This window comes from Brevibacillus sp. SKDU10, from assembly GCF_001645205.1.
GTDB classification, from domain to species: Bacteria; Bacillota; Bacilli; order Brevibacillales; family Brevibacillaceae; genus Brevibacillus_B; species Brevibacillus_B halotolerans.
Genome location: NZ_LSSO01000208.1, coordinates 107410 through 129751 on the forward strand (window position 1 = coordinate 107410; position 22342 = coordinate 129751).

A 22342-nucleotide genomic window follows, 5' to 3' on the forward strand; every position below is an offset into this window, starting at 1 on the left:
TCGGCATATATCAGCAAAGGTTACAAAATTGCCGAAATATATTTTTTATTTCATAAAGCTCAGCTCAAATTGTGAACATGTTGAGAGAAAGTGTTCACTCCTCTTATGAAATAGGCAATAGGAAACAGATAGAGAAGGATATATAATTTTACTTATATCTTTTCAACATAAAGGAGCGTTTCAGTGAAAAAACAAATTGCTTGGGTAACAGATAGTACGGCCTATATACCTGCTGACCTTCGGGAAAAGCACGATATTTATGTCGTGCCACTCGAAATTATTTTCTCCGACGGTACCTACCGAGATGGCCTCGATATGACGCCTGAGCAACTGTACGAAAAAATCGAGAAAACTCAAGAAGTTCCGAAGACCTCTCAACCTTCGCTGGGCAATTTTGTGGAGTTATATGAGACTCTCAAACAAAAATATGATTGTGCGATTGCTGTACATGTATCGAGTAAGCTAAGTGGAACACTTAATGCCAGCCAGAGCGCTGCTAAGCTGGCGGAGTTTCCAGTAGAGGCCGTAGATTCTAAAACGATGTCCTATCCCATTACACATATGATTGTGCAAGGAATGAAAATGGCAAAAACGGGAGCTTCACCAGAGAAGATCGCAAGCTCGTTGCGTCTAATCGCTGAGAAAACAGAGAGCTACATCCTACTTGGAAGTCTTGATCAATTTTATCGCGGGGGACGGATGAATGGAGTACAGTTTTTCATGGGGAATCTACTCCAGATCAAACCAATTCTGCGTATCAGAGATGGTATTTTTGAAGTCTATGAAAAAATTAGAACGGAAAACAAAGCGATTGTCTGCATGCTAGCACAGCTTGATCGAGCAATGCAGAAGCAACAGATTAAGAATGTACAAATTCTACATGGGAATGTAGTGGAAAAAGCTCAGGCTCTCAAAAAGCGAATTAAAGAGAAGTATCAGGATGTAGAAGTGATGATTGGACCTATTAGTTCCACGATTGGTGTGCATGCCGGGCAGGGAACAATAGCGCTATCATGGATTAATGAATAGTATGAATACAGTATATTCATGAAAATTAAACGGGAGCGAATATGCTCCCTTTTTCATTTATTTTATGCAATTCTATTTTATTACTTCTGATTTTACGGGACAGAATTGTCGTTATAAAAGCAGTTTCTACCAGTAATCACTTTCGCTTGACACCCTATCTGTGACCGGGTATATTTGTGTTGTAAGATTGTGAAACCGGTTACATTTATGAAAAAACGGAACACTATGAGATTTTATGCATGTATTTTTTGGATTTATTTGATCTTATGTAATTTATATGAAACCGGTTACACATTAGATGGTTACGAATGTGGAGTGACGCATGATGGCAACGATTCGCGATGTAGCAAAGCTGGCAGGTGTATCTGTGGCAACCGTTTCTCGTGTGCTTAACAAAACAGGCTATGTAAATGTAGAGACGGGTCGCAAGGTTGAAAAAGCAATTCAACAGCTCCAGTATGAACCCAACTCGGTCGCGCGAGGTCTGGCGGGTAAGCGCACGAGTACGATTGCTTTTATCTTGCCAGATATCACGAACCCATTTTTTTCAGAGATGGCGCGCGGTGTGGAGGATAAAGCCCGAGAATTAGGCTATACGGTGATCTTATGTAACTCTGATGATCAGGGGCAAAAGGAAAAAACATATATTGAAGTCCTCAAGAAAAAATATATTGATGGCATCATTATCGCTTCCCAAACTTTAAGCAGCGAGGACATTCAAAAGATGCAACAGGATCAGATTCCCCTGGTGGTCATGGACCGTGCCCCAGAGAATCAACATTGTTCTGTCATTAGATGTAACAATTACATGGGGGCAAAGGAAGCTATAGCTCATTTAGTGGAGCAGGGCTGTTCCAAGATTGGACATATCTATGGCCCACAGGAATTAATTACTGCCAGAGAGAGAATGCTTGCCTATGAAGAAAGCGTTCAAGGATTTTCCTGGTATTCGCCAAGCTTAATGGAACCGGGATATTTTCAATTAAATGGTGGTCAGGAAGCAGTTAAGGAATTACTAAGAAGGCATCCCGATATTGATGGTATTTTTGTCGGAAATGATTTAATGGCCATTGGGGTGCTAAAAGGCTTGAATCAGCTTGGCAGAAGAGTGCCAGAAGATGTAGCTGTATGCGGATTTGATGGCATTGCTCTAGCCTCGATGACGATACCAGAATTAACAACGGTAGCTCAACCGATCTACGAGATGGGGGAGCTAGCAGCACTTACGTTAACTCAGCAAATAGAGAGCACAAAGCCATTACCGAGTGTATTTGAACTAGAGCCGATTTTTATTGAGCGCAGTTCAACCAGAAGGGAGCCATTAGCATGAAACCACCACGCATAGCTGTCATTGGCAGTCTTAACATGGATGTTGTAGTAGAAGCACCTCGTCAGCCAAAAATGGGAGAGACAATCAGCGGAGATCATGTTCATTTTATCCCCGGGGGGAAAGGAGCGAATCAAGCGGTTGCTTGCGCACGTCTAGGGGCCCAGACATCCATGATTGGTTCCTTAGGCAGAGATGCATTTGGAGATTCCTTGGAGCAAGCGATGAAGCAGGAAGGAATTCAGGTAAGCACGATAAAACGTGTTGAAAATGCTCCTACCGGCATCGCCTCCATTTTACTCGCTGAAGGAGATAACCAAATTATTGTAGTGGCAGGGGCCAATGCCCATACTTCTATGGCGGATGTTGATCTGCATGCTGATACGGTGAAGGCGGCGGACATCGTGCTACTGCAGTTGGAAATCCCCGTCGAGACGGTTGTTCACACGGCAAAGCTAGCTAAAGAAGCCGGGAAAATGGTCATCTTAAATCCGGCTCCAGCGCAGAAGCTTCCAGATGAATTATTTGGCTATATCGATGTCATGACACCTAATGAATCAGAATTGTATCTTTTGACAGGGCTGGAACAAAAACAAGCGACAGACAAAGCAACAACACTGTCTGCTGCAATGAAGGCACTCCATGCAAAAGGAGTGAAGCATGTGGTTACCACACTTGGAGTCTCGGGTTCTGCCTACTTAATGAATGGCGAGACCTTTGGAACGATTGCTAGTCATAAAGTGCAGGTCGTCGATACCACAGGGGCCGGAGATTCTTATAACGCAGGGCTCGCCTATGCACTAGCCTCTGGACAGAGCATTCCAAAAGCTGTTGAGTTTGCTAGCATTGTCTCGGCACTTGCTGTAACGAAGCTGGGGGCACAGCAGGGAATGCCTACAATGAAGGAAGTCCTAGCGTTTCAATCTAAGGAATAGCTTCATGCTAGTCGTGACTGGTTAGGGTCGCAACAGCTACAGCTCGGGAAATTCTTGCACAGCTAAAGGGTGAGAAACATGAAGAAAATCGGGATCATGAATAGTGAAATATCAACTATCATCAGTAAGCTGGGACATACGGACCGCATTGTCATTTGCGATGCGGGCCTGCCGATCCCAGATGGGGTGAAGCGAATTGATGTGGCCCTCAAAGCAGGCTTGCCAAGCTTTCTGGATGTGCTGCAAGTAATATTAGAAGAAATGCAGGTGGAGCGTATCCACTATGCGAACGAGATGATCGAGGTTAGTCCTGCTCTTTATGAAAAAATGAAACAGGAGCTTCCTCACGTAGAAGAAAGCATCATCAGTCATGAAGAATTTAAAAAACGGACGAATGAAGCGAAAGCGATCATACGTACCGGAGAGTGCACGCCATATGCCAATGTGATTTTAGAAGCTGGAGTTACTTTTTAAAGGCGGTGTGAACGTATGACAGATTTATTGTTAGAAATGAAGGGAATCTGTAAGTCTTTTCCGGGTGTCAAGGTGCTCGATCAGGTTGAATTAACAGTGCGTCCAGGTGAGCTGGTAGCGCTAATGGGTGAGAATGGTGCAGGTAAATCTACTCTTATGAAAATCCTAGGTGGCATTTATACCAAAGATAGCGGTTCTATCACGGTTAAAGGTCAGCCTGTACCGGAGATGACCACGAAATTAGCCGCTGAACTGGGGATTGGAATCATTCATCAAGAATTGAACTTGATTTCCCATTTATCGGTAGCCGAAAATATTTTTTTGGGACGCGAATTTACCTATGGAAAAACCAAATTTATGAATTGGAAAAAGCTACGACAGGAAGCAAAGGTATATCTAGACAAATTAGGCATTCAGGTTGATCCCGATACGAGGGTGGGCGATTTATCGGTTGGTCAGCAACAAATGATCGAAATCGCTAAAGCGCTTTCATTACAGGCGGACATCCTTGTACTAGATGAACCAACCGCAGCTCTTACCAATCGGGAAATCGACGCTTTGTTTGAGGTAATTTTCTCCCTTAAAAATAAAGGGGTAGGCATGATTTACATCTCGCATCGGATGGAGGAAATCTTTCAGGTTAGCGATCGCATTACAGTTCTTCGTGACGGTCAGTATGTGGGCACGAAAGTAACGGCTGAGACAAACATGGACGAGCTGGTCAAAATGATGGTAGGTAGAGAAATTACAGATCGCTTTCCAAAGGTAACGGTGTCCCTTGGTGAAGAGAAGCTACGCGTAGATCATCTATCTGTTAAAGGAAAACTGACGGATATCTCCTTTGCAGTAAAAGCTGGCGAAATATTGGGATTTGCCGGATTAATGGGAGCAGGCCGTTCGGAGGTTGCTAAAGCTATTTTTGGACTCGAACGGCTGGATGCAGGGAGCATTCAAGTAGAGGGCAGGTCTGTAGCTATCAACAAGCCCAAGGATGCCATTGCGGCAGGAATTGCCTTTGTAACAGAAGATCGAAAAGAAGAGGGCTTGGTTTTGTCCTTATCGGTTCGTGAAAACATAGCGTTGCCTAATCTGTCCAGTCTCTCATCCTTTGGGGTCCTTCATAAGCAAAAGGAACAGCAACTAGCAAGAGAGACAATCGATAAATTAGTTGTGAAAACGCATAGCAGTGAGCAACGAGTTGGTTCGTTAAGCGGGGGCAATCAGCAAAAGGTTGTGATTGGAAAATGGCTGGCTACCGCTCCAAAGATTTTAATTTTAGATGAGCCAACGCGCGGAGTGGACATTGGAGCCAAGAAAGAGATTTATGATTTGATGAACCGTTTGGCACAGGAAGGTGTCGCGATCATCATGATCTCTTCAGAATTGCCTGAGGTCTTAGGAATGAGCGATCGAATTATCGTTATGCATGAAGGAAAAATAACGGGTGAATTCTCAAGAGAAGAAGCTACTCAGGAAAGCATTATGCACGCAGCAACAGGAGGAGGTCATTTCATTGCAAGCACAAACGAAACCAACGCTTACGTTTAAAGGCAACTTTTTGCAACAAATGGGACCGTTACTGGGACTGTTTTTGTTAGTGATTATACTGTCCATCGTCAGCTCCGATTTTTTAACGGTAAGCAATATTTTTAATGTCCTACGCCAGGTTTCAATTAATGCGCTGATTGCATTTGGAATGACCTTTGTTATTTTAACAGGAGGTATTGATCTGTCCGTAGGCTCTACCTTAGCTTTATCAAGCGCATTGTCAGCAGGGCTGATGGCTAGTGGTGGCGATCCATTCCTAGCAATCGCGGTTGGACTATTGGCAGGCTTGGTAATGGGGGCATTCAATGGGATTTTGGTTGCAAAGGGAAATGTAGCTCCTTTTATCGCAACATTGGCTACCATGACAGTTTTTCGAGGATTGACGCTAGTCTATACAGAGGGAAAACCAATCACAGGACTGCCAGATAGCTTTGGATTGGTAGGAAAAAGCTTCTTTTTACAAATTCCGATGCCAGTTATCTGGATGTTACTTTCCTTTGTCGCCTTGTATTTCATCTTAAAACATACAACATTTGGCCGACATGTCTATGCTTTGGGAAGCAATGAGGAGGCAACTAGATTATCAGGGGTTTCCACCACGAAGGTTAAAATTTGGGTATATTCTATCAGCGGCTTGTTCGCATCCTTAGCGGGTATTATTTTGACCTCTCGTCTTAACTCTGCTCAACCAACGGCGGGAACATCTTATGAGCTAGACGCCATTGCGGCAGTTGTTCTAGGGGGAACTAGCCTGTCTGGTGGTAAAGGCTGGATTGTTGGTACCTTAATCGGGGCCATGATTATCGGTGTGCTAAACAACGGTCTGAACCTGTTGAATGTATCATCATTCTATCAACTGGTGGCCAAAGGGGCAGTCATTTTGATTGCCGTTTTGCTGGATCGTTCTAAAAAATAAATGGATGAGAAAAAGGAGAGATTTCGACATGAAGAAGTACGTGAAAGTAGCATTGGCATCCGCTATGCTTTTATCTGTACTAGCAGGCTGTTCCACCCAATCGAGCTTAGAGGACAACAAGGCACCAGCCCCTGATGCGAAAAAAGAAGGTGTCACCATTGGGCTCTCTATCTCTACTTTAAATAACCCATTCTTTGTAACATTAAAAGAAGGCGCAGAAAAGGCAGCCAAGGAGGGAGGGGTAAATCTGATTGTCGTAGATTCTCAGGATGATACTGCTAAGCAAATTAGTGGAGTAGAGGATTTAATCCAGAAAAAAGTAGATGTCATCTTGGTTAATCCAACCGATACCGCGGCCATTTCCACAGCAGTTGAATCAGCCAACACAGCGAATATCCCGGTAGTTACGGTAGACCGTGCTGCAGAAGGCGGGAAAGTAACCGCACATATCGCTTCCGACAACGTGAAGGGTGGAGAAATGGCTGGTCAATTCATACTAGATTCCCTAGGTGGTAAAGGGAACGTGGTTGAGCTGGAGGGTATTCCTGGTTCCTCGGCAGCGCGTGATCGGGGTACAGGCTTCCACAAGGCGGTAGACAATAAAGATGGTCTAAAAGTCACAGCTACTCAACCAGCAGATTTCAATCGTGCAAAAGGCATGAGTGTTATGGAAAACATTTTGCAAGGAAATAAAAACATCCAAGCTGTGTTTGCCCACAATGATGAAATGGCTTTGGGCGCGTTGCAAGCATTGGAGGCAGCGGGTTTAAAAGAAGTGAAGGTAGTAGGCTTTGACGCTACTGAGGATGCGGTTGCTGCTGTAAAGGATGGAAAACTAGCGGCAACTGTAGCGCAAAAACCATCTGAGATCGGTAAAAAAGCGGTAGAGACTGCAATTAAAGTATCCAAGGGTGAAAAGGTAGAGGAATTTATTCCAGTTGATTTGGAATTAATCAAAAAATAGCTAGCCCACTCTCATAGCTTTCGATGAGTAATAGAATAGGACACCAGGTGAAACGTAAATTTTGCCTGGTGTTTTTATTTTTGTGTAAAATGACCCTATTTTTGTTCAGCAGAAATTTCGATAAATAACGTATATACAAGAAGTTAGGAAGGGAGACACTATTACACGAATGGAGTGTCAAACAAAGAATAATCCATTGCATGCTGCAAATAGTCAAAAATGTGATTGTGATATTCAGGCACTAGAAAAAATCTTGCTGGACATTTCTACAGTAACAAAAGAAACACAGCGTTTGGCTAAACAGACTATGTTGAATAGTGAACGAATAAATGATCACGACAACGAGGCTTCTTTGGCTATGAAAGAGTCTGTGAAGCAATTGCTGGACAAATCTGCTGTCATCTGGCACGAATGCAAGGAAGCCGTTAATAAGATTCACCAAGACATACAAACATACAGCACTCTAGTAGAACCAATGGAACCGAAGAAAAACGAAACAGGAAACCCAGTTTTACAACATGGAGTAACGACTACACTAATGTATGAAATGCTGCAACAGGCACATCGGGAAATGAAGGAAATATTTCTAGCTGTGCAGAATATAACCATCAAAACCAATTTCTTGCTACACATAATAGAAATAAGTCAATTGGCAGCAAAGCATACTAGTAGGAAAAGAGAACTGATAGGCGCGGAGGGTTTAAGTCTAAATGACTACATAAAATAGCGGTTATCGGTAATGACAAACAAGAATTACAGCCCTATCTTGCAATGTTCATTTGTTGCTCAAGGAGCTTTGACAATCAGCCGACATATCCAAAAGAGTCCAGTGTAAATAAGGAAGTATGGGTATGATAAACGCAGAAAGATGTGTTAACATAGCAAGGATTTAATTGGTTTACGTAGTGGGAGAGAGAAATGTAGTAGAAACCAAAAAGCTTTTTACAGAGAAAAAAGGAGTGGTGTGTATGGTAGCTTGGCTACGACAATCTCAAAGTGCTTCAGTTGTTTTATTATTGGTTCGTCTTTATTTGGGGTATACTTGGATTACCTCTGGTTGGGGCAAGTTAAGCGGTGGAGGCTTTGCGACAGAGGGCTTCTTAAAAGGAGCGATTGAAAAAGCGGCTGGTGATCATCCTTCTGTTCAAGGCTGGTGGGCTGCTTTTCTGGAAAATTTTGCATTGCCGGGTGCTTCCTTTTTCAATTTCTTAATTCCTTGGGGAGAATTCCTGGTGGGACTTGCGTTATTACTAGGGCTGTTCACCACATTTGCTGGATTAATGGGCATTTCTATGAATTACGCATTCTTATTTAGTGGTACAGTCAGTATTAATCCATATTTGATTTTATTAACCACGTTTATTTTAGTTGCTGGTCGTAATGCTGGATACTTTGGTTTAGATCGACTAGTACTTCCGTATTGGGATAAAAAACGAGGCAGAGAGCAAATGAGGTCTCGTTAAAGCATCTAGTTAGCTAGAAGGCCCTATAAAGATGATAAGTTATGATTGACTTTTATCAACTTTATAGTAAAATGAATTTGAAGCGAATAATGCGTTTACAGGCGTGTTACTGTTACAGACAGGCATGAGCCACACAAAGGATTTTTCTTTCTTGTTTCTTCATGGAGAAAATCTGATGTTGGCTCTTTTTTGACTTTATGACTGTTGCAGGATACGCAGGGATTCTCAATGCAAGTTCGTAATTCTGATCTATGGTGGTGTCTGCGTGTACAAAAGCCAAGATTATAACATAAGTCGGATTTTAAGCAATAACGTCGTCTTGGTAAGCGATCCAACTGTGAATACAGAAATGGTCTTGCTTGGTAAGGGTCTTGGATTTGGGCAAAAAGCAGGCAACCCGATTGCGAAGAATGATGAACGTATTGAGAAGCGCTTTCGAATGGAAAATGAGCTTCACTTAAATCAGTTCCAATCTCTTCTGACCCAAATTGATCAGTCGGTGATTGAAATTGCAGAAGAAATCATTTCATGGGTTTGTGATGAAATGACGCCTGAGATCAATGAATTAATTCACGTTGCTTTACCTGACCATATCCAGTTTGCTGTGCATCGCTTGTCAAGCGGCATGGAAATTGTAAACCCTTTCCTATTCGAGATTCAGGCGCTGTATCCGCAGGAATTCGTTCTTGCTGAACGAGCGGCGGCTTTAATCGAAGACACCTTTACGATTACGGTTCCAGAAAGTGAAATCGGATTCTTGGCTCTGCATATTCACTCGGCTGTTAGCTACATTCCAGTAGCGCAGACAGTGAAGCATACGAACCTCATCCTACAGATGATTCAGATGGTGGAAGAGTGTTTAACATTGAAGGTAACAAAGGAAAGCTTGCATTATACTCGAATGATTACGCATTTCCGCTTCGTTCTAGAACGATTGATGGAAGGCAAAACAATAGAAAATCCCTTATTGGATCGCGTGAAAACGATGCTTCCAGAGGCATATGAGCTTGCTCTGCAATTAGGAGAGCTCATTTCACGAAAGTTAGATGTTAAAGTCCCTGAGGACGAAGTGGGATACATGGCTATGCATTTGTTCCGCTTGTTTCAACTCGTAAAGGACAAAAAAGAATAATTGTCTTTTCACAGCGTGTTACTAGTTCGACTAGGCATGAGCAGTGGAGGATGGAGTATCCTAAATGGTATCAATTTGTTTAGGCATACCCATTTTTCTATGCTCATGCCTTTTCTATTTGATAAAGTCAGTGAACACCTAAGGAGGCCCTATATGTTCAGCAAATTATTTTCTCGTAAAAAAGAAGTTCAGCCAACTCAACTGCTAGCTCCCCTTACTGGTAAGGCAGTTCATTTAGAAGAAGTACCAGATCCTGTTTTTTCTCAAAAAATTGCTGGTGATGGCTTAGCTATCGACCCAACAGAAGGTGTTCTGGTAGCACCTGTTGATGCAAAGGTCGTTCATTTGTTTAACACCGGACATGCAATCGGATTGCAGACAGCTAATGGTGCTGAAATCTTGATGCATATCGGTATTGATACTGTTAACTTAAACGGCGAAGGTTTCTCCGCAAAAGTAACGACTGGTCAAGATGTAAAAGCGGGTCAAACTCTGATTGAATTTGATTTAGATATCATTAAAAACGCAGGATACCCTGCAATCACACCAATTATTATTACAAATAGCGATGCTGTAGAAAGCATGAAACAATTTGTAGGTGCTTCTGTGACTCGTGGTCAGGAAAAAGTTCTTGAAGTAACGCTAAAAGCTTAATCCTTTCAAACAACTGTACATCATGTAGATAGAAATGATTACATCTTGTAGATAGTGAGGGATAAGTAATGAGGGTAATTGTATCAGAGAACTATCAGGAGCTAAGCAAAAAAGCTGCTGAAATCATGGCAGAACAACTGAAAAGAAAGCCCACGTCTGTGCTTGGCTTGGCTACAGGAAGCACGCCAATAGGGATGTATAAAGAATTAATCAGCATGCAGCAGGCAGGAAACGTTGATTTTAGTCAAATCACAACGTTTAACCTAGATGAATATGTGGGGCTGACTGCTGACCACGATCAAAGCTACACCTATTTCATGTGGGATAACTTGTTCTCTCATGTAAATATTAAAAAAGAACAAACCAATATTCCATCAGGTATATTTACGGATGCGAAGGCAGAGTGCTTTCGATACGAGAGGGCAATGGAAGAAGCAGGTGGCGTCGATATTCAAATATTGGGTATCGGTCATAATGGCCACATTGGCTTTAATGAACCGGCTCAGGCGTTTACATTATCTACTCATGTAGTAGAACTGGCGTCTGAGACCATCGAAGCAAATGCTCGTTTCTTCTCTGATATATCCGAGGTGCCTAAGCAAGCCGTGACGATGGGGATTGGTGGGATTATGAAGGCTCGCCACGTCCTGTTACTTGTAAATGACAAGAGTAAGGCGGAAGCTGTCCGTCATTTATTCACAGGCATAGTTGATCCACAGGTGCCTGTATCCATTTTACAGCTGCATCCTAATGTGACCGTATTGGTAGATCGTGCAACGGCTGAGCTATTGCCTTTGCAAGACGAATCCAGAGAGGCTGTTCTTCAAGGCTAACGCATACAACAAGCGATATGATGTGAAACCTTATGGACGTCATGAGGTTTCACTACTCATATATAACTTCAAAAGGAGGAAATGATATGTTGGCTTTTCTTCAAAAGATTGGTAAAGCTTTGATGCTTCCGGTCGCAACCTTGCCAGCTGCATCTTTATTGCTACGTTTTGGGGCAATCGACTATGTTAAAGATTTTAACATGGGCACCACTGGCGAATTTTTAAATCATTACATCGCTCCATTCCTGAAAGCAGGCGGTTCTGCTATTTTTGATAACTTACCTTTAATATTTGCTGTCGGGGTAGCAATTGGTTTGGCAGGAGACGCAGTTGCAGCTTTAGCAGCAGTAATTGCACAATTGGTTTTGCTTAATGTATTGAAAGCGGTTCCACCTGCATTTGCTTTTATCGACGATGCAATGAAATTGGACATGGGCGTATTAGGCGGTATTATGTCCGGTGGCTTGGCGGCTTTCTTCTACAACAAGTACCACAATATCAAGCTCCCAGATTGGTTAGGCTTCTTTAGTGGCAAACGATTCGTTCCAATCATTACATCCTCTACCATGGTAGTGTTAGGTTTGCTACTTGGTCTTGTATGGGGTCCTGTACAAGAGGCGCTTAATTCATTTGGTAATACGGTTGTAAGTATGGGGGCTGTAGGTAGCGGTATCTTTGGTATCGCGAACCGTGTACTTATTCCATTTGGTTTGCACCATGTTATTAACACGATCGCTTGGTTTGAAATTGGAACGTTTACAAATGCGGCTGGTGAAATCGTAAAAGGTGACTTGAATCGCTTCTTTGCGGGAGATCCATCTGCCGGACTATTTATGACAGGCTTCTTCCCAATCATGATGTTCGCTATGCCAGCAATTGCACTAGCAATCGTTCACACGGCGAAACCGGAAAACCGCAAAACGGTGGCTTCTATCTTCCTAAGTACAGCAATCGCGGCGTTTTTGACAGGTATCACTGAGCCATTAGAATTTGCATTCATGTTTGCTGCTCCGCTACTATATGGTATCCACGCTGTTTTAACAGGTGCGATTGCCTTTATAATTATTGAATTAGGTGTACGTCTAGGCTTTGGATTCTCGGCTGGTTTTATCGACTACCTGGTTAACTTTAAATGGTCGCAAAAACCGCTTCTGCTTTGGCCGATTGGTCTTGCTACCTTCGTCCTTTACTACTTCTTGTTCCGTATCATGATTAAGAAGCTGAACCTGAAAACGCCTGGTCGCGAAGATGATTTCGCAGCAACGGCCGAAAGGGATACGGCAAAAACCAATGATGCTATGAGAGATAAAGCAGAAAAAGTATTATCAAATATCGGTGGAAAAGAAAATATCAAGAACATTGATGCATGTATTACTCGTCTGCGTTTAGTAGTAAACGATGACCAAAAGGTAAATGATTCAGCCTTGAAGCAGCTAGGTGCGGCAGGTGTTATGCGCTTAGGTCAAGGTAGTGTACAAATTGTTTTTGGTACACAATCCGAGATTTTAAAAGATGAGATTAAAAAACTATAACCAACCATCATAAAAATAGTACTACAAAGAGGGCATGATCCGATAAGGGTCCTGCCTTCTCTTTTTTGTATCTTTATACACTGGAGCATATATGGTTTGAGCGAAGCAGTCTGTTGGATCATGATAAAAAAGGTAAGTCGTTGAACTCTTGCCATTTTTGATGCATAGTAGTCAATCACCATGCTAAAGTAGAAGGAATAAACAAATAAGCGTACCAAAAGGGAGTGAAGGTAGCATGATGCTTGAAGTAATTGCAACTACGTTAGATGATGCGAAGCGAGCAGAAGCAGGCGGAGCGGATCGATTGGAATTGATCACAGGTATTATGGAAGGAGGACTTACTCCTAGCTATGGTCTAATAAAAAATGTAGTCAATCAGGTGAAAATTCCCGTACATGTGATGGTGCGTCCTCATAGTCAATCCTTCGTTTATACGACAAACGATATAGATGTGATGCTGCAAGATATACAAACCATCAGGGAACTAGGTGCAGCCGGTGTGGTTCTGGGAGCTTTAACGCCAGATAATCACATTGATTTTCGAGCATTAGAGACTTTATTAACGGAAACAGGGCACATGCACGTTACATTCCATCGGGCATTTGACGAGGTAGAGGATCAAGTAGGAGCGATTGAACAATTACTGCACTATAAACAGATTGATCGCATTCTAACATCTGGTGGCAAATCAAGTGCCCTGCAAGCAGTAGATCAGATGAAAGCGTTGGTAGAGCGAACTGCTTCTACACACGTAACCATACTAGCGGGCGCCGGCTTAACCATTGAGACTGTGCCTACTTTTGTAAAAGAAACCGGTGTTAGGGAGGTTCATTTTGGCACGGGAGTAAGGCAGGATGGACAAGCGTTGAAACCAGTCGATACCCAATTAGTAGCGTTAGTAAAGAATAAACGAAACGGATAGAAGCTATAAAGACAGAGGGAGGGATTAAGTAATGAAGAAACGGCCGTTTAACATAGAAGTACGCCGACAGATGATGGGGGATGATATCGTCTACCTGATAGGCGGGGGAGTGGTACATATTGGCGCAGTTGCGACCGCTTATTGGCAGGATGAGCAGGTAAAGGTGGAGCTTATCACACTACCTGGTCATAAGGAAGATCAATTGGCGATCGAATGTGCGAGCCTAGCTTGTGAACAGAAAAAATGCACAGTTACCGCTATTGTAGGCATTCATATAGATCAAGCCAGCAAGGAAGAAATCATGCTGGCAGTAAAGACAGCTCGTGAAGCGATGCATGAAGAGCTTTTTGGAGAAGCAAAATAGGTAGTAATTTCCCTTTTTCAACTGTCATAGAACTGAAAAAAGTTAGTTCTTTTTTTCACGTTATAATAGACGGATGCGAAAGGGGGATTTTGTTTTACATGAATGCACGATTTTTCAAGATGAAAAGGGGAAGCAAGCATCCTAGAGAATTAAACGTCTTCGTCTTATTGCTAGGCATTTTATTATTAGCAACTGTACTTACGTATATAGTACCTGCTGGAGAATATGCCCGCGTTGAAGTTGATGGGCGTAACGTGGTCAATCCTACTAGCTTTCACTTTCTGCCATCTAAGCCTGTCCATCCCTTTGATACGCTGATTAGTATTCATAAAGGAATGGTAGAGACTGCCGACATTATATTCTTTGTCCTTATAGTCGGAGGAACATATGGAATTATTACATATTCTGGCGCAATGGAAGCTTTGGTAGTAGCCATGGCACGCAGATTGGGGAATCAGGAAAAGTGGCTCGTTCCACTGATGATGCTATTTTTTGGTGTCTGCGGTTCTTTAATGGCGATGGCTGAGGAGACCTTGCCCTATCTAGCATTGCTTATTCCGGTGGCTTTGGCATTAGGCTTTGATGTCATTACAGGTGCCGCGATTGTACTAGTAGGGGCCCAAATCGGTTTTAGTACCGCTCTTATTAATCCTTTTACTATAGGTGTTGCTCAAAAGATAGCAGAGCTTCCACTGTTTTCTGGCATGAGCTTTCGAATTGGGCTATTCGTGGTTCTATACATCGTTAGTGTTACCTTTGTATATCGTTATGCGATGAAAGTGAAGCGAGATCCGTCTAAAGGCTTCTTTGTGGAGAATAGCTTTGGTAAAGAGATGAATCATAGTCATTTTGCGTCTTCTACTTTGCAGGCTGCAGAAAATCAAAAGGGCGAGGATCATAAAGTATTTCTCTTGAAGCACAAGCTTGTTCTGCTTAGCTTTATGCTGACATTAGGCACAATTGCCTTTGGTGTCATCAAGCAAGGATGGTTTATTTCGGAAATTGCCACCATCTTTTTATGTTTAGCGTTGGTATCTGGTTTCATTTGTCGTATGAGTGGAAATGAGTTTGTTACTTGCTTTATGAGAGGAGCAGCAGATTTATTAGAAGGGGCGCTAATCATTGGGATGGCCCGGGCGATCTTGCTGGTTCTGACAGAGGGGCAGGTAATGGATACGATTCTGTTCTATTCAGCTCAAGCGATTCAGCAAGTACCCTCCTCTTTAACAGCTACGGGCATGTTTATTCTGCAATGCTTGTTAAACGTGATTGTCCCGTCGGGGAGTGGGCAAGCGGCACTAACAATGCCCATTATGACTCCTTTAGCTGACTTGGTGGGTATCACTCGTCAAACCGCCGTATTAGCCTTTCAATTGGGAGACGGCTTTACTAATATTGTGACGCCTACCTCTGGATATTTTATGGCTGGACTAGCCTTAGCCAAAATTCCGTGGATTCGCTGGTTTAAATGGATTATGCCTCTAATTGGCTTGCAGATAGTCGTTGGGGGCATCGCTATCATTGTTGCACAGTTCATTGGATATGGTCCTTACTAATGGATCATATGTAGGATATGAAAATAAAAAGAAGGCAGTTCCAAGAGAGGAAATCACTTTGGAACTGCCTTTTTAAGATAGTCAGGAGTTTATAACAAACTGGTTTACAATAATTTTAACTAGATTTGGATAACTTATTGCTTTTGTTTCTTTTTGTATTCAACGGCAATCTTAGCTGCTACCTCTGCGTTATGATATACAAGTGCGATATTCGTTTCTAAGCTTTTGCCTGCAGTTAGTTCTTTTACTTTTGAAAGCAGGAATGGTGTTACTTTTTTGCCAGCGATATTATTTTCCTTCGCTTCGGCAAGTGCTTGTTGGATCGCTGCTTCAATCTGATCGTATGGAAGAGCAGATTCTTCTGGTACAGGGTTGGAGATGACCATTCCACCCTGCATACCTAACTTCCATTTTGTATCCATTACGGAAGCTACTGTATCAGGCGTATCCAATTTGAAGTCAACGCCGTAGCCGCTCTTACGGGAGTAGAAGGAAGGGAATTCGTCTGTTTTGTAACCAACAACCGGCACCCCTTGTGTTTCTAAGTATTCTAATGTACGTCCGATATCAAGGATTGATTTGCAACCTGCGCATACCACAGCTACGCTAGTATTCGCCAATTCTGTTAGGTCAGCAGATACGTCCCACGTAACCTCTCCTTCGCGGTGAACCCCACCAATACCACCTGTAGCAAACATTTCAATTCCAGCTAGTTCAGCAGCAATCATAGTGCCGGCAACAGTGGTCGCTCCAATTTTACCTGATGCAAGGATATAAGGGAAATCACGGCGGCTTACTTTCTCGACGGATTTGTTCGTAGCGAATTCTTCTAATTCTTGATCATTGAGACCAATTTTAATTTTACCATCCATGATACCAATCGTAGCTGGCACAGCACCGTTATCGCGAATAATTTGCTCAACTTTTTTCGCCATCTCAATGTTCTGCGGATACGGCATGCCATGAGAGATAATGGTTGTTTCTAAAGCGACGATCGGTAATTTATTTTCTAGAGCATGTGCAACCTCTTCAGTAAAAGTTAAGTAGTTTTTCATTGTGCATTCTCCTTTACGAACTGATATAGTTTTTCCGGCTGTAATTCGGGAGAGACAGATTGTTCTGTTACCAATGTCAGAGCTGATGCAGCAAGACCTAACCGACAAGCGTCTAAAAGCTCTTCACCGTGTAGAACACCATGCAATAGACCTGAGGCAAAGGCATCACCAGCACCGGTGACATCTACAACATCCACTGGATATGGTGGAAGTAAAACCTCGTGTTCAGGGGAAGAAACAAAAATACCTTGTTCACCCATGGTTACGATGACATTGAGAGCGCCGCGTTTGCGAATGAACTGGCAAGCTGTTTTTACATCCTCTACATTGTTAATCTTCATGCCAGAAAGAATCTCAGCTTCTTCCTGGTTAGGCAAAATACTTGTGACGCCCATGAGAGATTCGGGTAATTTTTTGGCTTTCGCTGAAGAGACTGGATCAATATACAAAGTAATGTTCTCATCGTGACAGCGTTTGATCATATATGCCAACACGTCCTCAGGGAGGTTCGTATCTAGAAGCACAATGTCGGAAGCGACGATATGAGCCCATTTCTCTGCGATCATCTCAGTTGTTACTTTTTCATAAATATCCATGTTTGCTAGGGAAACGAACATTTCACCATCTACATCTAGTAGCGCTGTGTAGGTACCCGTTTGTTCAGAGGAGAGCATCCAGGATTGACTAACATCTACCCCATGCTGTTTGGTTTCTGCAAGAACCCATTCACCCTCTTTGTCATTGCCTACGCTAGTAATAAGAGAGGTAACGCAACCAAGGCGTCCCAAATTTTCAGCAATGTTTCGGGCTACCCCTCCACATGATTGAGAGATGCTAACTGGATTGGAAGAGTGCAGTTTGACTTGTTGTTTGCTGCGAGCTTTGCGATCCAGATTAGCTCCCCCAAGGCAAGTGATGGAAGCTTCTTCTTTTAAAATGTAGGCTCTTCCTTTGATTTGGCCTTGTTTCATCATAGTGGCAATATACCCTGCTACGGCTGAGCGGGAAATTCCCATTTTATTGGCTAATTCTTGTTGACTGATGAAGGGATTCAAACGGATATAGTGCAAGATTTGTTGTTCTTTATCCATGTGACACTCCTCCTTTCAAACAAAAGTTTATCATTTAAACAAAAGTTTGTAAAGTATTTGTTTATCAAGTATGATAGGAGAAAACATTTACAAAAATGCTTGTCGGCTGTTTTTAGTAAGAGATTCTCCATGATCTAAGCAAAAGTCTATCTGAAAGACAAAAGTTGAGTTACAATAGCAAAAAGAGGCGAAAAAGGGGCGGTTCGTGTGTCATTAGTAGGAGAGGAAAGAAAGGAGCTCATCTTAGAACTACTACAACAAGAAGGAAAAGTAAAAACAACTGAGCTAGTAGAAAAGCTACAAGTCTCTTCAGAATCCGTACGTCGATATTTAGAAGAGCTAGAACAAGAGCAGAGGCTCAGGCGGGTGTATGGGGGAGCCGTCAAAGTAAGCGGAGACATCGAGCTGCTTTCTTATAAAGACGACTCAGAAATTTGTTATAGCAGCGTAAAAGATATTGCACAGGCAGCAGCAAATTTGGTGCAGCATGGTGAAAGTGTAGCTCTAGATGATGGGATCATTTCACTATATATGTTGCCCTACTTATTAGAAAAACAAGACGTGACGATCATTACTTGCTCTGTCCGTTTACTGCAAGCTTTTTTTCTTCAGGAGAAAAGGGACGAATTTACAGGAGATGTCTATTTTTTAGGTGGGAAGGTCCATCAAAAGCATGCACGTGTATGCGGCTTGATGACAGAGAAAATGATGGAATATTTCCATGCAGATAAGGCTTTCCTGTGTGTAGATGGATTATCCTTGCAAAAAGGAATGAGCCATCATGATGCCGAACGAGCTTTTTTGGTTCGCAAATTTATGGAGAATTCAAAGGAATGCATTGTGCTGTGTGATCAGGCTAAATTGGAATTACAGACTTTTTATAAGATTGCAGATATAAAAGACATTCAGACAGTTATTTGTGATAGCGAAATACCTGAGGAATGGGCAGGGAAATGTCAAGAATGGCAGGTTCAATGGTTAAATGCTTCTAGGGTGTAACCGGTTACACAGAAATATCGTATATATTCATACTGTCCTAACACATACTAACAGCAAACATGAGAGTTCAGGAGGCACAACATGTGGTACAGCAGTTGGATGCTTACGGTATTAATGATTGGATACACAGAATGGGGCTCGGATGCTGGAAGATCTCTTCAGGAGGCACAGCACGTACAAGCGATCCAAAATGAAATAAAATTTAGTTCTGTCAAGGAACTAACCAATGCTTCCCAGGCAATCATTCGTGCAACACCATTGGAAGCTGTTAATGAACAAGCGACTGGGCAAGCTGTACAAGGAAGAAAAGTCGTCAAATATACACAAACCTTTCAAGTAAAAGCAACACTGAAGGGGAGCATAGGGAGACAAGTACGGCTTGTATTTTATGGATTGGAACCTAAGCCTGAGGCAAGAGACCCTTTAAATTTACAGTATCCAGGGGCACTTGGAGATGGTGAATATTTTTTATTCTTAAAAAAAGTGGATTCCAATACCTACACAACCGTAGAAAAATGGCAAGGAATCTACCCTGTTTTTGAGGGAAGAACGGTGGCTCTAGAGGGATATGGAATTTCTGAATTAAACGGACTAACACCGAATCAGATGATGGATAAAATAAAACAGGTAACAAGACAATAGGAGAAAAAGCCGTTTTCTGTATAAAGAGAAAACGGCTTTTTTAATCAATTAGTCTAGTAATCCTAACATAGAGAGACCTTTGGCAATCCCATCCTCATTGCAGCTTGCTGTTACATAACGAGCTTTTTGTTTTGCTTCCAAAACGGCATTGCCCATGGCTACACCATGTCCTACGGTTTCCAGCATTTCAAGATCGTTTAAGCCGTCACCAAAGGCATAGGTGTGCTCAAGGGAAAAATGACCGTGTTCCAGCATTTTTTGGATGCCGACTGCTTTGGAGCTGCCTAATGGAATAATATCCAAGGCATAATCATGCCAGTGAATGAAGCCAAATTGAGGGAAGCGTTCCATATACTCCTTAGCAAACTCAGGTGAGCAGAAAATAATGCTTTGATAAATTGGATTTTGCTTGTAAAAATCAGGGTCAAGAGAAGGCTTAGCCAATTGTAGTTCGCCATAAATGACGTCCAAAAGAGGATCGTTAAGATGGTTGGCGCATAGCATTTCATGATTTACATAAGTAAGGACATGACCGTGTTTGTTGGCAAGATCAGTTAAATCTGTTAGTTGCTCTATCGCTATTGGATTACTATAGATTTCTTCGCCTTCAAATACAACATATTGACCATTTATGGAAACATAAGAATGAATGTCTAATTCTCTACATATGTCTTCTAATTGCTTAGGCATCCGACCAGAAGCGATAGCAGCATAGATTCCATTTTCACGCAATCGACGTACCGCATCGCGAGTGCTTGTCAGTAATTGCTTATCTTCAGTAAGTAAGGTTCCGTCTACATCAAAAAATACGATTTTTCTCTCCACGTAAATTTCCTCCGCTTTTTCTAGTTGATCTAAGGGATACCACTGTGTCGTAACGCCCAACGGTCACGCCGACACCAGATGGTACTAACAAGATAAACCTTACAATATGAAAAGCATTTCAGGTCAAGAGAATTCTTCAGATTCTCTTCAAGCTATGTGAACATGGCAACTATTCACAGCTTATTTTAAAATGGAGAGAGGGGGGGATGACACATGGCTAATATAAAACAGATAGCCGAGCTAGCAGGTGTATCTATTACAACTGTTTCACGCGTTCTTAACAATCATCCCTATGTACAGGAAGCTAAGCGACAGGCAGTCTGGGATGCTGTGCATAAGCTTAATTACTCGCCAAATAGCAACGCTGTTCATCTAGTAAAAGGGCGGACAGGAATGGTGGCGGTTCTATTGCCGTTTGTCAATCATCCATTTGCTGGAATGGTGCTGGAGGGAATTGCCGAACAAGCATTGCTGAATAATTACCGATTAATTTTATGCCAGACCAATTATGATCAAAATGAAGAGAAGCGCGTATTGGATATGCTGAAATCAAAGCAAATAGATGGAGTGATCATTGTTTCCAGAAAAGGCAAATGGGAGATGGTAGAGTCGTATGCTTCCTACGGACCGATCGTTGCCTGCGAAAAAGTAGACAGTGAAGTCATCTCGTATGTACATGTTGATCGATACAGGGGAACGCAGGAATGCTTTCGTTATTTAGTGGAAAAAGGCTATCGACAAATTGGCTTTTCTCTTGGAACAAGTGGCACTCATAACGGAAAAAAACGTATGCAGGCGTATTTAGAAGGGATTGCCGATTTGAAAGAACCTGTTCGACCAGAATGGATTTTTGAAAATTGCTATCAGATGGAGGATGGTTCGCAGGTTGTGCAGCAATTAGCCCGGCTAAAGGAACGTCCACAAGCAATTATGGTCGCAGGTGATTTGCCAGCAGCAGGCATGATAACAGAAGCCAAAAAACTAGGATGGCGTGTTCCTGAAGACTTGGCTATTATTGGCTTTGATAATTTACCGTTGGCGAGCATTCTTGATTTAACCACGATGAATGTACCTAGTTTTGAAGCTGGCAAGGTAGCTTTTCAGCTATTTATCGAACAGATTCCTGAGCGGGGAAACAAGCTAAAGGAGAGAAAAATTGTCACTAAAAAAGTAGAGCTTCCGTTGAAGTTTATCATACGTGGCAGTGCGTGATCTTTTCTGTTGAAACGAATTCAACAATAGGTTCGTCAAAGCAGGTATTCAGATAATGCGTATATTGGCAGAATGCTGAAATAGTAAGCGCATGAGTGAAAGGTGGCAATAATCATGAGGAAAAAAGCAATGAATAAAGTAGTAGCGTCATTTCTGACACTTGGATTGTTAACAGGTGGAAGTTTTGTGGCTGCTGTACCTGCCGCACATGCTCAAGAGGCACAGATAATCCGAAACATTAATGTGACAGGAGTAGGTAGTATCTCTGTTGACCCGGATGTGGCTTATCTCCAAGTAGGAGTAGAGACAAATGCGAAAACAGCAAAGGAAGCACAGGAAAAGAATGCAAAAATTTTTGCTGCAGTGGAAAAGGTGTTGAAACAGGAAGGTTTATCTGAAAAAGGAATTCAAACTATTCAATTTGCAACTAGCCCACAATACAATTACGAGGATAAAGCGGGTCCTGTCCTGACAGGCTACCAAAGCCAGCATATCGTAAAAGTAACATATCGAAATCTCAATAAGATTGGTAATTTGTTGGATAAGCTCTCAGCAGCCGGAGCTAATCGAATTGATTCCGTTCAGTTAAGTACAGATAAACAAGCCAAATATGAAGGGGAAGCCTTAACACTAGCTGTGCAAAATGCAAAAGCTAAAGCAGAGGCGCTAGCCAAGGCATCGGGAGTGACAGTGAAAAAAGTACTGACCATTTCAGAGAGCAATGTTGCAGAACGTCCTTATATCCTAGCGAAAAATGAATTATCGATGCAGGACTCAGCAGCTAGGGGTAGTTCAATCGCTCCTGGACAAATTAAAGTAGAAACAACTGTTTCGGTACAGTTTGAAATTGAGTAGGATCGGGAAATGCC

The 22342-nt window shown here is 42.3% G+C and carries 23 protein-coding genes; 20 read left to right on the forward strand and 3 right to left on the reverse strand.

Annotated elements, in window-relative coordinates; translation table 11 throughout:
* The first annotated feature begins 183 nt into the window (after window positions 1–183).
* From AYJ08_RS21680 to AYJ08_RS21755, 16 genes are all read left to right on the forward strand, one after another.
* Window positions 184–1029 (forward strand): DegV family protein, encoded by an 846-nt coding sequence (locus AYJ08_RS21680; RefSeq protein WP_064019438.1) that lies wholly within the window; start codon window positions 184–186, stop codon window positions 1027–1029.
* Window positions 1030–1354: 325 nt separating this feature from the next.
* On the forward strand, window positions 1355–2359 hold the full coding sequence (locus tag AYJ08_RS21685; protein WP_064019439.1) for a LacI family DNA-binding transcriptional regulator: 1005 nt from the start codon (window positions 1355–1357) through the stop codon (window positions 2357–2359).
* Window positions 2356–3291 (forward strand): ribokinase, encoded by a 936-nt coding sequence (gene rbsK, locus AYJ08_RS21690; protein ID WP_064019440.1) that lies wholly within the window; start codon window positions 2356–2358, stop codon window positions 3289–3291. Before AYJ08_RS21685 ends, rbsK begins: the two co-directional genes overlap by 4 nt.
* A 78-nt stretch (window positions 3292–3369) precedes the next feature.
* Window positions 3370–3765, forward strand: a complete 396-nt coding sequence (gene rbsD, locus AYJ08_RS21695; protein WP_022585733.1) for a D-ribose pyranase — start codon at window positions 3370–3372, stop codon at window positions 3763–3765.
* 15 nt (window positions 3766–3780) lie between these two features.
* Window positions 3781–5313, forward strand: a complete 1533-nt coding sequence (locus AYJ08_RS21700; protein WP_064019441.1) for a sugar ABC transporter ATP-binding protein — start codon at window positions 3781–3783, stop codon at window positions 5311–5313.
* 19 nt (window positions 5314–5332) lie between these two features.
* Entirely contained in the window at window positions 5333–6229 is an 897-nt protein-coding gene (locus tag AYJ08_RS21705) for an ABC transporter permease subunit (RefSeq protein ID WP_197490792.1), read from the forward strand.
* A 28-nt stretch (window positions 6230–6257) separates the two neighbouring features.
* Complete coding sequence (gene rbsB, locus AYJ08_RS21710) at window positions 6258–7193, forward strand: ribose ABC transporter substrate-binding protein RbsB (RefSeq protein ID WP_064019443.1); 936 nt, start codon at window positions 6258–6260, stop codon at window positions 7191–7193.
* 169 nt (window positions 7194–7362) lie between these two features.
* A complete protein-coding gene (locus tag AYJ08_RS21715) occupies window positions 7363–7920 on the forward strand; it encodes a hypothetical protein (RefSeq protein WP_064019444.1) in 558 nt (185 codons plus the stop codon).
* A gap of 241 nt (window positions 7921–8161) precedes the next feature.
* Window positions 8162–8656, forward strand: coding sequence for a DoxX family membrane protein (locus tag AYJ08_RS21720; RefSeq protein ID WP_031411432.1), 495 nt, complete (start codon window positions 8162–8164; stop codon window positions 8654–8656).
* 265 nt (window positions 8657–8921) lie between these two features.
* Window positions 8922–9788 carry a glucose PTS transporter transcription antiterminator GlcT gene (gene glcT / locus AYJ08_RS21725; protein ID WP_064019445.1) on the forward strand — a complete coding sequence of 289 codons (867 nt, stop codon included), beginning with the start codon at window positions 8922–8924 and terminating at the stop codon, window positions 9786–9788.
* Between the two features lie 153 nt (window positions 9789–9941).
* Entirely contained in the window at window positions 9942–10442 is a 501-nt protein-coding gene (locus AYJ08_RS21730; protein ID WP_031411430.1) for a PTS sugar transporter subunit IIA, read from the forward strand.
* A gap of 68 nt (window positions 10443–10510) precedes the next feature.
* Window positions 10511–11275, forward strand: a complete 765-nt coding sequence (gene nagB / locus AYJ08_RS21735) for a glucosamine-6-phosphate deaminase (protein ID WP_064019446.1) — start codon at window positions 10511–10513, stop codon at window positions 11273–11275.
* 86 nt (window positions 11276–11361) lie between these two features.
* Entirely contained in the window at window positions 11362–12807 is a 1446-nt protein-coding gene (locus tag AYJ08_RS21740; protein ID WP_064019447.1) for a PTS transporter subunit EIIC, read from the forward strand.
* A 235-nt stretch (window positions 12808–13042) separates the two neighbouring features.
* Window positions 13043–13729, forward strand: coding sequence for a copper homeostasis protein CutC (locus AYJ08_RS21745; RefSeq protein WP_064019448.1), 687 nt, complete (start codon window positions 13043–13045; stop codon window positions 13727–13729).
* Between the two features lie 31 nt (window positions 13730–13760).
* Window positions 13761–14093, forward strand: a complete 333-nt coding sequence (gene lpdD, locus AYJ08_RS21750; RefSeq protein WP_064019449.1) for a prenylated flavin chaperone LpdD — start codon at window positions 13761–13763, stop codon at window positions 14091–14093.
* A 98-nt stretch (window positions 14094–14191) separates the two neighbouring features.
* Entirely contained in the window at window positions 14192–15649 is a 1458-nt protein-coding gene (locus AYJ08_RS21755) for a YfcC family protein (RefSeq protein ID WP_064019450.1), read from the forward strand.
* Between the two features lie 134 nt (window positions 15650–15783).
* On the opposite strand, the gene AYJ08_RS21760 is transcribed toward AYJ08_RS21755, so the two are convergent.
* Window positions 15784–16704 carry a pseudouridine-5'-phosphate glycosidase gene (locus AYJ08_RS21760; protein ID WP_064019451.1) on the reverse strand — a complete coding sequence of 307 codons (921 nt, stop codon included), beginning with the start codon at window positions 16702–16704 and terminating at the stop codon, window positions 15784–15786.
* Window positions 16701–17795, reverse strand: coding sequence for a carbohydrate kinase (locus AYJ08_RS21765; protein ID WP_003334711.1), 1095 nt, complete (start codon window positions 17793–17795; stop codon window positions 16701–16703). Before AYJ08_RS21765 ends, AYJ08_RS21760 begins: the two co-directional genes overlap by 4 nt.
* A gap of 207 nt (window positions 17796–18002) precedes the next feature.
* On the opposite strand from AYJ08_RS21765, the gene AYJ08_RS21770 reads away from it, so the two are divergent.
* Both AYJ08_RS21770 and AYJ08_RS21775 read left to right on the forward strand, forming a co-directional pair.
* Entirely contained in the window at window positions 18003–18794 is a 792-nt protein-coding gene (locus tag AYJ08_RS21770; RefSeq protein WP_064019452.1) for a DeoR/GlpR family DNA-binding transcription regulator, read from the forward strand.
* 81 nt (window positions 18795–18875) lie between these two features.
* Window positions 18876–19436, forward strand: a complete 561-nt coding sequence (locus AYJ08_RS21775) for a hypothetical protein (RefSeq protein ID WP_064019453.1) — start codon at window positions 18876–18878, stop codon at window positions 19434–19436.
* Between the two features lie 48 nt (window positions 19437–19484).
* On the opposite strand, the gene AYJ08_RS21780 is transcribed toward AYJ08_RS21775, so the two are convergent.
* A complete protein-coding gene (locus tag AYJ08_RS21780; RefSeq protein ID WP_064019454.1) occupies window positions 19485–20261 on the reverse strand; it encodes a Cof-type HAD-IIB family hydrolase in 777 nt (258 codons plus the stop codon).
* Between the two features lie 213 nt (window positions 20262–20474).
* On the opposite strand from AYJ08_RS21780, the gene AYJ08_RS21785 reads away from it, so the two are divergent.
* A complete protein-coding gene (locus AYJ08_RS21785; RefSeq protein ID WP_031411419.1) occupies window positions 20475–21473 on the forward strand; it encodes a LacI family DNA-binding transcriptional regulator in 999 nt (332 codons plus the stop codon).
* 114 nt (window positions 21474–21587) lie between these two features.
* Window positions 21588–22328: an SIMPL domain-containing protein gene (locus AYJ08_RS21790; RefSeq protein ID WP_064019455.1), complete on the forward strand. Its 741-nt coding sequence runs from the start codon at window positions 21588–21590 to the stop codon at window positions 22326–22328.
* The last annotated feature ends 14 nt before the right edge of the window (window positions 22329–22342 follow it).

What these genes read in the sequence shown, in the direction of transcription:
- AYJ08_RS21685 (WP_064019439.1), top strand. Translation starts at nt 1,355, where the DNA reads ATGGCAACGATTCGCGATGTAGCAAAGCTGGCAGGTGTATCTGTGGCA.
- rbsK (WP_064019440.1), top strand. Translation starts at nt 2,356, where the DNA reads ATGAAACCACCACGCATAGCTGTCATTGGCAGTCTTAACATGGATGTT.
- rbsD (WP_022585733.1), top strand. Translation starts at nt 3,370, where the DNA reads ATGAAGAAAATCGGGATCATGAATAGTGAAATATCAACTATCATCAGT.
- AYJ08_RS21700 (WP_064019441.1), top strand. Translation starts at nt 3,781, where the DNA reads ATGACAGATTTATTGTTAGAAATGAAGGGAATCTGTAAGTCTTTTCCG.
- AYJ08_RS21705 (WP_197490792.1), top strand. Translation starts at nt 5,333, where the DNA reads ATGGGACCGTTACTGGGACTGTTTTTGTTAGTGATTATACTGTCCATC.
- rbsB (WP_064019443.1), top strand. Translation starts at nt 6,258, where the DNA reads ATGAAGAAGTACGTGAAAGTAGCATTGGCATCCGCTATGCTTTTATCT.
- AYJ08_RS21715 (WP_064019444.1), top strand. Translation starts at nt 7,363, where the DNA reads ATGGAGTGTCAAACAAAGAATAATCCATTGCATGCTGCAAATAGTCAA.
- AYJ08_RS21720 (WP_031411432.1), top strand. Translation starts at nt 8,162, where the DNA reads ATGGTAGCTTGGCTACGACAATCTCAAAGTGCTTCAGTTGTTTTATTA.
- AYJ08_RS21730 (WP_031411430.1), top strand. Translation starts at nt 9,942, where the DNA reads ATGTTCAGCAAATTATTTTCTCGTAAAAAAGAAGTTCAGCCAACTCAA.
- nagB (WP_064019446.1), top strand. Translation starts at nt 10,511, where the DNA reads ATGAGGGTAATTGTATCAGAGAACTATCAGGAGCTAAGCAAAAAAGCT.
- AYJ08_RS21740 (WP_064019447.1), top strand. Translation starts at nt 11,362, where the DNA reads ATGTTGGCTTTTCTTCAAAAGATTGGTAAAGCTTTGATGCTTCCGGTC.
- AYJ08_RS21745 (WP_064019448.1), top strand. Translation starts at nt 13,043, where the DNA reads ATGATGCTTGAAGTAATTGCAACTACGTTAGATGATGCGAAGCGAGCA.
- lpdD (WP_064019449.1), top strand. Translation starts at nt 13,761, where the DNA reads ATGAAGAAACGGCCGTTTAACATAGAAGTACGCCGACAGATGATGGGG.
- AYJ08_RS21755 (WP_064019450.1), top strand. Translation starts at nt 14,192, where the DNA reads ATGAATGCACGATTTTTCAAGATGAAAAGGGGAAGCAAGCATCCTAGA.
- AYJ08_RS21760 (WP_064019451.1), bottom strand. Translation starts at nt 16,704, where the DNA reads ATGAAAAACTACTTAACTTTTACTGAAGAGGTTGCACATGCTCTAGAA.
- AYJ08_RS21765 (WP_003334711.1), bottom strand. Translation starts at nt 17,795, where the DNA reads ATGGATAAAGAACAACAAATCTTGCACTATATCCGTTTGAATCCCTTC.
- AYJ08_RS21775 (WP_064019453.1), top strand. Translation starts at nt 18,876, where the DNA reads ATGTGGTACAGCAGTTGGATGCTTACGGTATTAATGATTGGATACACA.
- AYJ08_RS21785 (WP_031411419.1), top strand. Translation starts at nt 20,475, where the DNA reads ATGGCTAATATAAAACAGATAGCCGAGCTAGCAGGTGTATCTATTACA.
- AYJ08_RS21790 (WP_064019455.1), top strand. Translation starts at nt 21,588, where the DNA reads ATGAGGAAAAAAGCAATGAATAAAGTAGTAGCGTCATTTCTGACACTT.